Annotated in this window: 2 protein-coding genes; both read left to right on the top strand. The window is 65.6% G+C overall.

Features of this window, described 5'->3' with window-relative positions; translation table 11 throughout:
- The first annotated feature begins 5 nt into the window (after nt 1-5).
- A complete protein-coding gene (locus AB4N80_RS17745) occupies nt 6-3068 on the top strand; it encodes a non-ribosomal peptide synthetase (protein WP_460078102.1) in 3063 nt (1020 codons plus the stop codon).
- A 58-nt stretch (nt 3069-3126) separates the two neighbouring features.
- Entirely contained in the window at nt 3127-17016 is a 13890-nt protein-coding gene (locus AB4N80_RS17740; protein WP_460090437.1) for a non-ribosomal peptide synthase/polyketide synthase, read from the top strand.
- Nucleotides 17017-17028: the final 12 nt, after the last annotated feature.

The raw sequence follows: 17028 nt of genomic DNA, 5'->3' as shown, positions 1-17028 counted from the left end.
TGAACATGAGCGGACTTCAAGGTTTTCGTATTTCGCCGCAACAGGCATCGGTTTACCCCCACATCAACGGCGCGACGCAGCACCCATTCAGCAGCCATTTGCAATGGTCGCTGTCGCAACCGCTGGACGTCGATGCCTTGAACAAGCGCCTGCAGGCATTGGTGGCCGGCAGTGAAATCCTGCGCACGCGCCTGATGCCCGTGCCCGGCTTGCGTCACCCGGTGCAGGTGATCGACGAAACCGCTGCGTTGGCGGTGAACCTCCAGGACCTGCGCCAACACAGCCGCGCCGACCAGGACGCCGCGCTGACCCGGCTCGTCGACCAGCCCCGCGACTGGACGGCGCCCCTGTGCGTGACCCTGGTACGCCTGTCCGATGAACAAACGGTCCTGGACCTGGCGGCAGCCAGCAGCCACTTCGACCTCGCCAGCCTGAAATGGCTGGCCGGTGCATTGCTGCAAGACAACGCCACGGACCTGTCCGACACCTTGCAATACGCCGACTACGCCGAATGGCGCTGGAGCCTGGTTGAAGACGCGCCGGACCATCCGGGCGTGAGCTTCTGGAAACCCTCGGACGAAACCGAACAGGCCACCCTGCAACTGCCCCTCGAAGCGACCCTCGAAGGCCGGTTTGCGCCGACCCGACTGGACCTGGCGCTGCCGGCCGACCTCGCCCGCCACCCGGCCCTGACCCCGGAGCTGCTGCTGACGGCATGGGCAGCGGTGCTGGGACGACTGGCCGGCCAGCAACAGGTGCCGCTCACCCTGATCCATGAAAGTCGCGGCGCGGAACTGGAGAACACCCTGGGTCTGTTCGAGCAATGCCTGCCCGTGAGCATCGCACTGGATGCCCAGGCGACCCTGCTGGAGCAAAGCACGCAAGTGGCCGCCACCCTGGAACGGGCGGTCGGCTGGCAGGACTATTACACCGGCACCCTCGATGCCGGATACGCCTTTGCCTGGCGTTCGGGCGATGCCCGGGAGCGTCAGGCCAGTGCGGTGATGAACCCGCTGAAAGCGTGCCTGAACGTCCGCCAATTGCCCGACAGCCTGCACGCGCAGCTGGTCTACGACCGCCATGCCCTCAGCACCGAGGCCGCGGGTTGCCTCGCCGAACAATGGCTGCAACTGTTGCAAGGTGCCCTCGCCGAACCACAACGGGCCTGGGCCCAATTGCCCCTGGGTGGCGCGCTGCAAGCGCAACTGATCGGCACTGGCGCGAGCGTACCGTCCATCGAACCAGTGACACTGGTGGAGTTGATTGCCCGCCAGGTTCGCCAGCAACCGAACGCCATCGCCCTCAGCGACCAGGACGGCGACCTGAGCTACGGCCGCCTCGACGCCTGCGCCACGCAGCTGGCCCATCGACTGGTCGCCGCCGGCATCGGTCCCGGGGTGCCCGTCGGCATCCTGTTCGCCCGTAGCAACGCGGCCATTGTCGCCATGCTCGCCGTCTTGAAAGCCGGTGGCGCCTACGTGCCAATCGACCCGACCTACCCCGCCGACCGCCGCGCCTACATGCTCGCCGACAGCGCCATCGCCCACATCGTGGTCAGCGCCGAACTGGCCGACAGCGTGCCGGCCCACCTGCAACGCTTCGTGCTGGATGACCTGGCAACGCCGGACCTCGGCGATTTGCCAACACTGCCGTTGCCAGACGCGAACGACCTCGCCTACTTGATCTACACCTCGGGCTCGACCGGTGCGCCAAAAGCTGTGGAAATCAGCCACGGCGCGCTGAGTTTCTCGACCCAGGTGCGCATGGCGGCCTACGAGACGCCGGTGCGCGCCTACCTGCTGTTGTCGTCGTTTGCCTTCGACAGTTCGGTCGCCGGGATTTTCTGGACCCTGGCCCAAGGCGGACGCCTGGTGTTGCCCGCCCCGGGTGAAGAGCTGGAGATGGCCCGCCTGGCGCAGTTAATTGCCCAGCATCAGGTCAGCCATGGCCTATCCTTGCCGTCGCTGTACCAGGCCCTACTCGATCAATTGCAGCGCAGCGGGGAAACCGACAGCCTCGCCTGCTGGATCGTCGCCGGCGAGGCTTGCCCACCGTCACTGATCGCGCAACACAACAAGACCCTGCCACACGCCCGGCTGGTGAACGAATACGGCCCCACTGAAGCGACGGTCTGGGCCACCTATGAGGTGTTGGAGCCGGGCCGGAACGTCAGCATCGGCCGCCCCATTGCCGGCATGGACCTGCGCCTGCTGAACGAATTCGACAGCGCCTGCGGCATTGGCGAACCGGGTGAAATCGTCCTCGCCGGCCCGACCCTGGCCCTCGGCTATCGCAACAAGCCCGAAGAAACCGCCAAGGCCTTCGTCACCCTGGCCGACGGCACCCGTGCCTATCGCACGGGTGATCTGGCGTGCTGGTTGGCCGACGGGCGCCTGGCGTTCCTCGGGCGCAAGGACCATCAGGTCAAGGTGCGTGGCTACCGCATCGAGCTGGGCGAAATCGAGCGCCAGTTGTGCAGCCACAGCGACGTGCGCGAAGCCGCGGTGATCGTCCAGGAACAGGCCGCTGGTAAACGCCTGCTCGCCTACGTCCTGGCCGCCCATGGCTACGCGCCGGATTCGGAAGCGATCAAGCGCTTCCTCGGTGAACGCCTGCCATCGTACATGGTGCCGGCCCTGGTGCTGACCTTGGCGAGCTTTCCGCGCACGCCCAACGGCAAGCTCGACATCCGCCAGTTACCCGACCCCGATCAGTTCGACGAAAGCACCCACGTGGCGCCGCGCAACGCCATGGAAACCACCCTGCAAGCGATCGTCGCCAAGGTCTTGAAGCTCTCGACGGTGAGCGTCACCGACAACTTCTTCGCCATCGGCGGCGACTCGATCCTGAGCCTGCAAGTGGTGGCCCAGGCCCATGAGCAAGGCATTGCGCTGTCGGCCAAGCAAGTCTTCGAACGCCAGACCATCGCAGCCATGGCCGAGGTCGCGCAACCGCTGGATCCGAGCGCCGCCGAGCCCCAAGCCGACAGCACCGAGTTCAGCGCGTCGGGCCTATCCGATGACGAAATGCAAGCACTGATGGCCGAACTGGACGAGGCCGACCTGTGAACGGTTCCTCCCGTCGCCCCGCCATCACCGTTGCCCCTTTTTACGCAGGACGCTTTCAATGACCACCGAAAAAACCACCGGCAACCCGATCGAAGACATTTACCCGCTGTCGCCGCTGCAACAAGGGATGCTGTTCCACTCCTTGCTGCACGAAGACTCCGGTGTGTACCTGATGCAGGATCGCTACCGCATCGGTGGGGCCATCGATGAAGAGGCGTTCCTCGAGTCGTGGCGCCAGGTGGTGGCGCTGCACCCTTCCCTACGCGCCAGTTTCCAGTGGAAAAGCCAGAAGCAACCGGTGCAGGTGATCCACCGCCAGGTCAAGGTGCCGCTGGATACTCTCGACCTGCGCGGGCTAGCCCCCCATGAGCAGGAAGCGCGGATCCGCACCTTGTTGGAAGACGAGCAGAAAGTCGGCTTCAACCTGTCCAAGCCACCGCTGATTCGCTTCCGGCTGGTGCGCCTGGCTGACGAGTCCTACGAATTCATTCGCAGCTTCCACCACATCCTGATGGACGCCTGGTGCATTTCCCTGGTGACCGTGGACTTCCTCAAAGTCTACGAAGCGCTGTGCAACGACCGTACGCCGGAACTGAAAAGCCCTCGACCGTTTCGCGATTACATTCAGTGGCTGCAACGCCAGGATGCGAGCAAGGCCGAGCAATTCTGGCGCGGCCAGCTGCAAGGTCTCAACGCCCCAACGCCACTGACCGTGGACAACGGCGTGACCCGCGACCGCTACACCGATGCGGTGCTGGTGGACGACCAACTGATTCACCTCGACGCGCAGGAAACCCAAGCGCTGGCGGCGTTCTGCCGCAGTCGCCGGATCACGCCGAACACGTTTTTCCAGGGCGTCTGGTCGTTGCTGCTGTCGCGCTACAGCGGGCAACAGGACGTGGTCTTCGGTGTCACCGTGGCCGGGCGTCCGGCCGACCTGACCGGCGTCGCGGAAATGATCGGTCTGTTCATCAACACCTTGCCGCTGCGGGTTTGCGTGGACCCGAACGCCTCACTCGGCAATTGGCTGGGCGACCTGCAGAAGCTCAACGTCGACATGCGCGACTTCGAGCACACACCCTTGACCGACATCCAGGGCTGGAGCGATTTCCCCCGGGGCGAGACCCTGTTCGACAGCATCCTGGTGTTCGAAAACGCGCCCATCGACGAACAGATCCTCGAAGGCGGTTTCCAATTCAGCCTCGAAGGCATGGACCACAGCGTGCACACTCACTACGGCTTGACCGTGGTGATCCTGCCGGGCGAACAGTTGGGCATCCGCGTGTCCTATGACCGCGAACGTTTCGCGGCCGCCACTGTGCAGCGCCTGCTGGGCCACATCACCAGCCTGGTGCGCAGCATGCTCGCCGCCCCCGATGCGCCGTTGGCCAGCTTCGAACTGCTGGCCGCCGACGAACGCCAACAGTTGCTGGGTGAATGGGCGCTCAACCCCCACGATTTTCCGCTGGATCAAAGCTACGCCGAGCTGTTTGCCGTCCAGGTCGCCCAGCGCGGTGATCAGGTCGCCGCGATCTGCGCCGGTGAGTCGCTGACCTACGCCGAGCTCGACCTGCGTTCCACGCGCCTGGCCCACGCCCTGCGCGAAGCCGGCGCCGGTGAAGATCAATTGGTCGCGCTGGCGGCCCCTCGTGGCCTGGCGCTGTTGACCATGATGCTGGCGGTGTTCAAGGCTGGCGCCGCGATGCTGCCCCTTGAAGTCAATCACCCGCCCGAGCGCCTGCGGGAAATCCTCGGACTGTCCCGCGCCCCGTTGCTGGTCGCCAGCGAAGTCTGCAGCGGCCTGCTCGATCAATTGCTCAGCGGCCTCGACCAAGCGCCCGCGGCGCTGTTCGCCGAGGCCTGCTGGGCGTCTGGCAACGACGCGCCACTGCCGGTGCTCGCCCGCCCCGATAGCCTGGCCTACGTACTGTTCACCTCGGGTTCGACCGGCACGCCCAAGGGCGTGATGATCGAACAGCGCGGCATGCTCAACAACATCTTCGGCAAGGTGCCGGCCCTGGGGCTCAGCGCCGACGACCGGATTCCCCAGACCGCTTCGGTGGCGTTCGACATTTCGGTGTGGCAGTTCCTCGCCGCGCCGGTGCTCGGTGCCACCGTGCACATTCTTCCAGATGAAGTCGCCCACGACCCGCAACGCCTGCTGCAAGAGCTCGCCAGCGAGCGCTTGAACGTGCTGGAAATCGTCCCGAGCCTGATGCGCACCGTGCTCGCGCTGTGCCCGTGCGACTTGCAACTGCCGGACCTGCGCTGGGTCCTGCCCACCGGTGAAGCCCTGCCGCCGACCGTGGCCCGGGACTGGTTCGCCCGCTTCCCCGACATCGCCCTGATGAACGCCTACGGGCCGGCCGAATGCGCCGACGACGTGGCCTTCCAGCCGATCCTCAAAGCACCAGGGGCCGAGGTCAGCCACATGCCCATCGGCCAGCCGACCGCCAACAACCGCCTGTATGTGCTGGACGAAGCCCTGCGCCCGGTGCCGGTGGGCGTGGCCGGGGAAATCTGTGTCGGTGGCGTCGGCGTCGGCCGCGGCTACCTGCACGACCCGCAACGCACCGCCGAGGCGTTTATCGACCACCCTCAACTCGAAGGTCGCTTGTACCGCACCGGTGACCTGGGACGCTGGCGTGCGGACGGGGTGATCGAATACCTCGGCCGCCGCGACCAGCAGGTCAAGCTGCGCGGGCACCGGATCGAACTGACGGAAATTGAACACCGTCTCGCCCAGCACCCGAACGTGCGCGAAGCCGCCGTCCTGCTGCGGGAAAACACCGTCGGCGAAGCCTGGCTGGTGGCGTACTGGTCGGCCCATGACGAGACCCAGGGCAGCGACGGCCTGAGCGAACACTTGCGGGCGCAACTGCCGCCGTACATGGTGCCGGCAGCCTTCGTCGGCCTGGACAAACTGCCCCTGAACAATAACGGCAAGGTCGACCGCAAGGCCCTCGCCGCCCGCGAGCTGGACTGGCAGGCCGACACCCAGCAGAGCATCGCCCCGCGCAACGCGCTGGAAACTACGGTGGCGTCCATCTGGGCCGAGGTCCTGGGGCGCGACACGGTGGGCGTGGAAGACAACTTTTTCACCCTTGGCGGACACTCGCTGCTGGCGACCCAGATCGTCGCTCGCCTGCGTACCCAGTTCAAACTGGACCTGCCGCTGCGGGTGCTGTTCGAACAACCGACCGTGGCCCTGCTGGCCGTGGCCATCGCCGCCCGCCAGGCCGAGGCCGCCGCACCGCAAGCCAATGCGCTCAGCATGCCCAAGGCCCAGCCACGCCCGACGTTGCTGCCGCTGTCGTTCTCGCAACAGCGCCTGTGGTTCATCGAGCAACTGACGCCGGGCACCACCCTGTTCAACATCCCGTTCGCCCTGCACCTCAAGGGTGAACTCAATGTCGAAGCGCTGCACGCCAGCCTGAACGACCTGCTGGCGCGCCACGAAATACTGCGCACCGGCATCCACAGCACCGACGGCGTGCCATGCCAGCGCATCAGCCCAGCACTGGACATCGCGCTGCCCTTCGAAGACTTGTCGGGCCTGACCGCCACCGCCCGCGCCGGCGCGCAGTTCAATGCCCTGCAAGACACCTTCGAGCAACCGTTCGACCTGACCTGCCCACCGCTGCTGCGTGCGCGTTTGCTGCGCCTGGCGCCGGGCGAGCACGTACTCGGCATCGCCCTGCATCACCTGGTCTCGGACGCCTGGTCGGCCACCATCGCCCTGCGCGAACTGGCCCTGGGTTATGAAGCCCGTTGCAACGGCGCACCGGCCGAACTGCCGGCCCTACCACTGCAATACGCCGACTTCGCCCTCTGGCAGCGCGAACACCTGCAAGGCGCCGAACTCAAGCGCCAGCTCGATTACTGGACCACCACCCTGGACCGGCGCGACAGCGACGCCAGCCCACTGCTGGCCTTACCCACCGATCATCCACGGCCTTCGGTGCAAAGCTACCGCGCCGGGATCGTGCAGCGAGAACTCAGCGCCGACCTCAGTGGCCGGGTACACGCCTTTGCCAGTCGCCTCGGCACCACGCCGTTCACCGTCCTGCTCGCAGGTTTTGCCGTGTTGATGCACCGTTTGAGCGGCGATGCCACGGTGCTGGTCGGCACCCCGGTCACCCATCGGGAACAACCGGGCACCGAAGGCCTGCTGGGCATTCTGTTGAACAACCTGGCGATTCGCGCGGACTTCGAGCCGCAAGCCGACTTCACCGCCCTGGTCAAACAAGTGGCCGAGCGTCTGCGCAATGGCTTGCTGCATCAGGACCTGCCGTTCGAACAATTGGTCGACAGCCTGCAACTGCCACGCAACCTCAGCCATGCACCGCTGTACCAAGTGATGGTCGCCCAGCAACTGGCCATGGAGTCGCGGTTGCGCTTCCCCGGGCTGGAATTCGAAGCCCTGGACACGCCACTGCGGCACTCCGAATGCGACTTGGACTTGCACGTGCTGTGCCCGGCCAATGCGCCGATTCGGCTGGAGCTGTTGTTCGCGCAGGATTTGTTCTTCGCCGACAGCGGCCGCCAAATGTTGACGCGCCTGGAGCAATTACTTGAGGGGATGATCGCAACACCGCAACGGCCAATCGCCGAATGGCCTCTGCTGAGTTCTGCGGAACGTCAGCACATACTGATTGACTGGAACGCCACCGAAAGCAACTACAGCGGCCCAACCGACCTGCACACCGCGCTCAGCCAACAGGCAGCTCTGAGCCCCAACGCCCCGGCATTGGTGTTCGAAGGCCAGCGCCTGAGCTATGCCGAACTGGATCAACGGGCGCAAACCGTTGCCCGGGCCCTGCGCGCCGCCGGCGTGGGCACTGACAGCATCGTGCCGCTGTGCATGGAGCGTTCGGTGGAGATGGTCGTGGCCTTGCTCGGTATCGTCCATGCCGGCGCCGCGTGGTTGCCGCTGGACCCGGAATTGCCGGCTGCACGCCTGGCGTTCCTGATCGAAGACGCCGATGCCAAGGTCACCTTGACCCAGGCGCAGTGGCTGTCGCGCCTGCCAACCGGACATCAAGCCTGGACGCTGGATGCGTTGCCAAACGCTGAAGTTGGAGAGCCGATCAGCGTCGAAGCTCACGACCTGGCCTACGTGCTCTACACCTCCGGTTCCACCGGCCAACCCAAAGGCGTGATGAACGAACACGGCGCCTTGATGAACCGCCTGCACTGGATGCAGGAGGCCTTCCCGATTGGTCCGAACGACCGTGTTCTGCAAAAGACCCCGTACAGCTTCGACGTGTCGGTGTGGGAGTTCTTCTGGCCGCTGATCACCGGCGCGACCCTGGTGGTCGCCCGCCCGGACGGGCATCGCGACCCGGCCTACCTCAGCCAGTTGATCCAGCAGGAACGGGTCACCACCCTGCACTTCGTCCCGTCGATGCTGCGGGCCTTTGTTGAAGAGCCGAGCCTGGTCAACTGCCACAGCCTGCGCCAGGTCTTCGCCAGCGGTGAAGCCTTACCGGTGGACCTGGTGCGGCGCTTCATGGGCCAACACCCGGCGGCGCTGGTCAACCTGTACGGCCCCACCGAAGCGGCCATCGACGTCTCGGTCTGGCGCTGCTCGGCCAACGACACGATCGTGCCGATCGGCAAGCCCATCGCCAACCTGCGCTTGTACATCCTCGATGAAGCCATGCAACCGCTACCGATTGGCAGCATCGGCGAGCTGTACATCGGCGGAGTCGGCGTGGCTCGCGGCTATTTGAAACGCCCGGACCTGACCGAGGAACGCTTCCTTGCCAGCCCGTTCGTAGCCGGGGATCGCCTGTACCGCACCGGTGACCGTTGCCGCTTCCTGGCCGATGGCAACATCGAATACCTGGGGCGTCTCGACCATCAGGTGAAGTTGCGCGGCCAGCGCATCGAGCTGGGGGAAATCGACGCTGCGCTGCTGGCGCAGGTCGGTGTTCGCGACGCCGCCACCTTGTTGCTGGACCAGCGTCTGGTGAGTTTCTGGTGCGGTGAAACCGATGAGGTTACCCTGCGTGCCGACTTGAGCGACAGCCTGCCCGCGCACATGCAGCCAAGCGTGTTCGTGCAGCTCGATAACCTGCCGCTCAACAGCAACGGCAAGCTCGACCGCAAGGCCCTGGCGGCTACCGCACTGCCAAACATCGACGACAGCCAACCTCATGTGGCACCGCGTAACGCCACCGAAGCGGTGCTGAGTAGGCTGTTCTGCGAAGTGTTGGAACGCCCGGATGTCAGCGTCCACGATAATTTCTTCAGCCTTGGCGGTCACTCGCTGTTGGCCGCGATGCTGTTTACCCGCTTGCGTCAACGGTTCACTCGGGTGCCGCCACTGCGTAGTCTTTTTGAAAACCCGACACTGTCTGCCTTCGCGAGCCTGCTCGGCGATCCCTTGGATACTCCAGCCTCCACCTGGACTGGAGTGCCAAGGCCCGCCCGCCTGCCGCTGTCGTTCGAACAGCAACGCCTGTGGTTCCTCGAACAACTGAGCGCCGGCGGTGGTGAATACAACGTGGTCAGTGCCGTGCAATTGGACGGCGAACTCAACGTCCAGGCCCTGCAATCAGCCCTGAACAGCGTGGTCCAGCGCCACGAGATTCTGCGCAGCCGCATCGTGCGCGATACCGACGGCGAGTTGGCGTTGATCGTCGAACCGCAAGTCGCTATCACCTTGCAAGTCACGCCACTGCAGGCCGCCAGCGACGAGCAGTGGCAGCAACTGACCGACGCGGCGATCCACGCAGAAACCGGCCGCCGTTTCGACCTCGCCGCCGAAGTGCCGGTCCGGGCCACGTTGCTGCAACGCAGCGGCGGCGTCCAGTCGTTGCTGTTGCTCAGCGTGCACCACTGCGCCACCGATGACGCCTCCAGCCAGAACCTGCTGGATGAACTGCGCCAGTGCTACACCGCCCAGTGCCTAGGCACTCCGGCGGCACTGCCGGCGCTGGCGCTGCAATACCCCGATTACGCCCTCTGGCAGCGCGAGCCCGGTCAACAGACCGCGTTCAGCAGCCAACTGGAATACTGGCGCAACCAACTGGAGGACGGCGACTACCTGCTGGACCTGCCGACCGAACAGGGCCGTCCAAACCAGCTCGCCCCGGCGGCCGGCGCGGTGCAACTGCAATTGCCGACCGCCCTGGTGAAACGCCTGCGGCAGTTTGCCCAGCAACGCGGTGCCACCCTGTACATGCTCATGCTCGGTGCCGCGCAATTGCTCTTGGGCCGCTACGCCAACCAGCGCGACGTGCGGGTCGGCAGCCCGGTGGCCCAGCGTCCATTCGCCGAACTGCAGCCGCTGATTGGTTGCTTCGTCAACACCGTGGTCATGCGTGCCGACCTCGATCCAGCGCTGGATTTCGAAGGTTTGCTCAATCAGGTGCGCAACCGTGTGCTGGATGCCCAACAGCATCAGGACGTGCCTTTCGACCAGGTCGTCGAGCTCTTGAAACCTTCCCGCAGCCTCGGTCAGACGCCGCTGTTCCAAGTGCTGTTCGCCATGCAGAACGCCGACTCGTCGAACCAGCCATGGCCGCAATTGCAGGTCAGCGAACGCGCGGTGACCGCCCAGGCCACCAAGTACGACCTGAACTGGGAAGTGCACGACGGCGAGGTGCTGTCGGTGTTGCTGGAATACCGCGCCGCGCTGTTCAGCGAAACCACCGCCCGGCGTTGGCTGGACCAATGGCAACAACTGCTGGAAACCATGCTCGACGCGCCAGACACCCGCCTCGGGGATTGGACACCGCTGCCAGCGGCCGAGCGTCATCGCCAACTGAGCGAGTGGAACGCCACCGAACGTCATTACAGCGGCCCGACCAACCTGCACACTGCCCTGAGCCAGCAAGCGGCCCTGAGCCCCAACGCCCCGGCGCTGGTGTTCGAAGGCCAGCGCCTGACGTATGCCGAACTGGACCAGCGGGCGCAAACCGTCGCCCGGGCCCTGCGCGCCGTCGGCGTAGGCAGCGACAGCATCGTGCCGCTGTGCATGGAGCGTTCCGTGGAGATGGTCGTGGCCTTGCTCGGCATCGTCCATGCCGGCGCCGCGTGGCTGCCGCTGGATCCGGAGTTGCCTGCCACGCGTCTGGCCTTCCTGATCGAAGACGCCGACGCCAAGGTCACCTTGACTCAAGCGCAATGGCTGTCGCGCCTGCCAGCCGCTCATCAAGCCTGGACGCTGGATGCGTTGCCAAACGCTGAAGTCGCAGAACCGATCAGCGTCCAGGCCAATGACCTGGCCTACGTGCTCTACACCTCCGGCTCCACCGGCCAACCCAAAGGCGTGATGAACGAACACGGCGCCTTGATGAACCGCCTGCACTGGATGCAGGACGCCTTCCCGATTGGCCCGAACGACCGTGTGCTGCAGAAAACCCCGTACAGCTTCGACGTGTCGGTGTGGGAGTTCTTCTGGCCGCTGATCACTGGCGCAACCCTGGTGGTTGCCCGTCCGGACGGTCATCGCGACCCGGCCTACCTCAGCCAGTTGATCCAGCAGGAACGGGTCACGACCTTGCACTTCGTGCCGTCGATGCTGCGGGCCTTTGTTGAAGAGCCGAGCCTGGTCAACTGCCACAGCCTGCGCCAGGTATTCGCCAGCGGTGAAGCCCTGCCGGTGGACCTGGTGCGGCGCTTCATGGGCCAACACCCGGCCGCGCTGGTCAACCTGTACGGCCCGACCGAAGCGGCCATCGACGTCTCGGTCTGGCGTTGCTCGGCGGACGATGCAATCGTGCCGATCGGCAAGCCCATCGCCAACCTGCGCTTGTACATCCTCGACGAAGCCATGCAACCGTTGCCGATTGGCAGCATCGGCGAGCTGTACATCGGCGGCGTCGGCGTGGCCCGGGGTTATTTGAAACGCCCGGACCTCACCGAGGAACGCTTCCTCGCCAGCCCGTTCGTGGCCGGTGATCGCCTGTACCGCACCGGTGACCGTTGCCGCTTCCTGGCCGATGGCAACATCGAGTACCTGGGGCGTCTCGACCATCAGGTGAAACTGCGTGGGCAGCGCATCGAGCTGGGTGAAATCGATGCTGCGCTGCTGGCCCAGGCCGGTGTTCGCGACGCCGCCACCTTGTTGCTCGACCAACGCCTGGTGAGTTTCTGGTGCGGTGACGCCGATGAAGCGACCCTGCGTGCCGACTTGAGCGACAGCCTGCCCGGGCACATGCAGCCAGGCGTGTTCGTGCAGCTCGACCGCCTGCCGCTCAACAGCAACGGCAAGCTCGACCGCAAGGCATTGGCCGCCACGCCGCTGCCACACAGCCAAAGCGACCAGCCACGCACCGCGCCGCGTAATGCCACTGAAACCGTGCTTTGCGAACTGTTCAGCAAGGTGCTGGGCTGTTCAGACGTCGGCATCGAGGACCACTTTTTCCAACTCGGCGGCCATTCCTTGCTGGCTACCCGCCTGGTCAGCCGGGTCCGTGAGCGCCTGGGGGTGTCCCTGCCCTTGCCGCTGGTGTTCGCCCAACCGACAGTCGTGGCCCTGGCCGAGCATCTGTGCGCGGCGACGCCCGGTGAATCGATCAGCGCACAACCGCGCCCGGCGCAATTGCCCCTGGGTCTGGCCCAGCGCCGGTTCTGGATGCTCAGCCGCCTGGTGCCGGAGTCCCGCGAATACCACATGCCGTTTGCCCTGACCTTGCGCGGCGAGTTGCAGGTCCAGGTCTTGCGCCAGGCCTTTGCGCAAGTCAGCCAGCGCCACCTGGTGCTGCGCAGCCGGATCGTCGACGTCGACGGCGAACCGCAATTGCTGATCGACGACCACGGGCCGGCGCTCGCGGTCACTCGCGTTGCGACCCAGGACTGGGCAGCGACCTGCGCCCACGCCCAGGACGAACTGATGACACCGTTCGACCTGGCCTCCGCCGCGCCTTGGCGTGCGCACCTGCTGCAACGCCAGGACAGCGACGAAAACCTGTTGCTGGTGTGCCTGCACCACAGCGCCACCGACGGTTGGGCCATGCAGTTGCTCATCGACGAACTGACCCAGGCCTACGCCGCCGGCCTCAACGGGCAGTCGCCTGCCTGGACGCCGCTGGAGATCGACTACGTCGATTTTGCCCTGTGGCAACAGCACCCGGACACCCAAGCCCGGCGCAGCGACAGCCTGGACTACTGGAAAAACCATCTGGGCCAGGAGGACTATCAACTCGACCTGCCCATCGACCATCCACGCGGCGCCGAAGCCGACCGTCGCGCCCAGCAACTGACTGTCCGCCTGGGCAGCCAGCGCGCCGAAGCCATCCGACAGTTCGCCCGTCAGCGCGGCACCACCACCTACGTGGTGCTGGCCACAGCCCTGAGCGCGCTGCTGGCCCGCTACAGCGGCCAGCGGGAGATTCGCCTCGGCACCCCGGCGGACCAACGTGACCACGCCCAAACCCAGACGCTGCTGGCCTGCCTGGTCAACACCCTGGTGATCCGCAGTGACGTCGACCAACGGGCCCCGGCCGAGCAACTGCTCACCAGCCTCGAGGCCGACCTACGCGCCGCCCAGGCCCACGCCGACCTGCCTTTCGCCACCCTGGTCGGAGCCATCGCGCAAAACCGCGACTTGAACCGCACGCCGTTGTTCCAAGTGCTGTTCTCCCTCAACTACGGCCGCGTCGACAGCAGCCAATGGCCGGGGCTGAACGTCGAAGAGCAGATGCTGCCGGTGATCGACGCCAAGTTCGAACAGAGCTGGGAAGTCCAGGACGACGGCAGCGACATGACGCTGGCGCTGGAATACCAATCGGCCTTGTACGACGAAGCGACGATGCAACGCTGGAGCGCGCAGTGGTGCGCGCTACTCGACGCCCTGGTGGCAACCCCTGGGGGCACCCTGGTCGAACTGTTCCCGCAACAGCAGGATCAGCAACAACTCGACCGTTGGAACGCCACCGAACGTCACTACAGCGGCCCAACCAACCTGCACACCGCCCTGAGCCAGCAAGCAGCCCTGAGCCCCAACGCCCCGGCGCTGGTGTTCGAAGGCCAGCGCCTGACTTATGCCGAACTGGACCAGCGGGCGCAAACCGTCGCCCGGGCCCTGCGCGCCGTCGGCGTAGGCAGCGACAGCATCGTGCCGCTGTGCATGGAGCGTTCCGTGGAGATGGTCGTGGCCTTGCTCGGCATCGTCCATGCCGGCGCCGCGTGGCTGCCGCTGGATCCGGAACTGCCTGCCACGCGTCTGGCCTTTCTGATCGAAGACGCCGACGCCAAGGTCACCTTGACTCAAGCGCAATGGCTGTCGCGCCTGCCAGCCGCTCATCAAGCCTGGACGCTGGATGCGTTGCCAAACGCTGAAGTCGCAGAACCGATCAGCGTCCAGGCCAATGACCTGGCCTACGTGCTCTACACCTCCGGCTCCACCGGCCAACCCAAAGGCGTGATGAACGAACACGGCGCCTTGATGAACCGCCTGCACTGGATGCAGGAGGCCTTCCCGATTGGCCCGAACGACCGTGTGCTGCAGAAAACCCCATACAGCTTCGACGTGTCGGTGTGGGAGTTCTTCTGGCCGCTGATCACTGGCGCGACCCTGGTGGTTGCCCGTCCGGACGGTCATCGCGACCCGGCCTACCTCAGCCAGTTGATCCAGCAGGAACGGGTCACGACCTTGCACTTCGTGCCGTCGATGCTGCGGGCCTTTGTCGAAGAGCCGAGCCTGGTCAACTGCCACAGCCTGCGCCAGGTATTCGCCAGTGGCGAAGCCTTGCCGGTGGACCTGGTGCGGCGCTTCATGGGCCAACACCCGGCGGCGCTGGTCAACCTGTACGGCCCCACCGAAGCGGCCATCGACGTCTCGGTCTGGCGCTGCTCGGCCAACGACACGATCGTGCCGATCGGCAAGCCCATCGCCAACCTGCGCTTGTACATCCTCGATGAAGCCATGCAACCGCTACCGATTGGCAGCATCGGCGAGCTGTACATCGGCGGCGTCGGCGTGGCTCGCGGCTATTTGAAACGCCCGGACCTCACCGAAGAACGCTTCCTCGCCAGCCCGTTCGTGGACGGTGATCGCCTGTACCGCACCGGTGACCGTTGCCGCTTCCTGGCCGATGGCAACATCGAGTACCTGGGGCGTCTCGACCATCAGGTGAAGCTGCGTGGGCAGCGCATCGAGCTGGGGGAAATCGACTCAGCCCTGCTGAACCTGCCGGCCATCACCGGCGCCTGCACCCTGGTCATCGACAACCGCTTGGTGGCGTTCTACAGCAGCACCGCGCAGTCGGACCTCGACATTCAGCTCGCGGCCGAGCTGCCGGCCTACATGGTACCGGCGGTGTGGGTGCAAATCCCGGCCCTGCCCCTGAGCACCAACGGCAAGATCGACCGCAAGGCCCTGGCCGCCCTGCCCTTGCCAAACACCCAGAAAGACTACGCGGCACCGCGCAATGACCTGGAGCGCCTGCTCTGTCAGTTGTTCGGCGAACTGCTCGGCGAAACCTTGACCGGCGGCCGCGAAATCGGCACCTCGGACAGTTTCTTCGCCTTGGGCGGTGACTCGATTCTTGGCCTGAAACTGATCTCGCGCTTGCGGGAACAGGGCTATTCGCTCACGCCACGGGACCTGTTCCGTTCGCCGACCCCGGCGGCCCTGGCTCACGTGACCACGGCACTGCTGACCCAGGCCGAACAAGGCGACGTGACCGGGCCGATGCCGCTGATGCCGTTGCACCAGTGGTTTTTCGACCAGCAGCAGGTCCAGGCCGCGCACTGGAACCAATCGGTGCTCGCCGACAGCGACCGTCGCCTGGAACCGGCCATTGTCCAAGCCACACTGGATCGGCTGGTCGCCCACCACGACGCCCTGCGCCTGCGTTTCACCCACGTCGACGGCCAATGGCAGGCACACATCGCGCCGGTGGCACCGGCCCCACTGACCTGCTGCGAGCAGTCGGAACAATTGCTGCACGTCGCGCAAAGCCTGGACCTGCAACACGGCCCGCTGTTTGCCGCGGCCCTATTGGAAGGCACACCGCAGCGCCTGTACCTGGTGGCCCATCACCTGGTGGTCGATGCGGTGTCCTGGACGCCGCTGCTGGAAGACTTCCAACAGTTGTATTGCGCCCTGGAACGTGGCGAGCAGCCGACGTTGCCGGCGAAAACCACCTCGTATCGCCAATGGGCCGAGCACCTGCAAGCCCATGCCGCCAAGGCTGCTACCGAGCATCGCTACTGGAGTGCCCAAACCTCTGCAAACCCGCCGCCCATGGCCACGGTCGCCGAGCGCCAGACCCTCTCGGCCCGCTGGGATGCCCGCCGCACGCACCAATGGCTGACCGAGTCCCATGCGGCTTACCGCACACAACCGGAAGAACTGCTGATCGCCGCCCTCGCCGCGACCTTGGCCGAGGTCGAACAGCGCAGCGACATCGTCGTGGACCTGGAGCGCCACGGGCGTGACGCCCCATTTGCCGGGCTGGACGTCGGCCGCACCGTCGGCTGGTTCACCACCCTCTACCCACTGCGGGTGAACGCCCGCGGCGCTGCGGGTGATCAGGTGCGCAACGCCAAGCAAGCCTTGCGCGATGTACCCGGCCTGGGGCTGGGCTACGGCTTGCTGCGCCAGCGCGGCGAGTTGCCGGCCAGCCACGGCGATGTGCTGTTCAACTACCTGGGGCATGAACAAACGCCAGCGGGCTGGTTACGCGCCAGCAGCCTGACCCCGCCGCCGGAGGTGGCCTCGGCGAACCGAGTGACCCATGCCCGTGAAGTGGTGGCTTGGCTGGAGGACGGCATATTGCGTGTGCAATGGCACAGCGTCACGCCGAACGCCGACAGCCGTTTGCCCGCTCGCCTGCTGGAACGTTTGCAGGCACTGGTCGAACACTGCCTCGACCCGCAGGCCGGTTCGCTGATGCCTGCGGACTTCCCGCTGGCCAAGGCGCTGAACCAGAAATCCCTGGACAAGCTGCTGGGCAAGCTCAAGACCAAACCCAATTCCCAAAGCTAGCGAGCGACACGG

The sequence above is a fragment of the Pseudomonas sp. H3_A02 genome, from assembly GCF_054671965.1.
The sequence above is the reverse complement of the archived record's forward strand: the minus strand, read 5'-3'. Positions and strand labels throughout refer to the sequence as shown.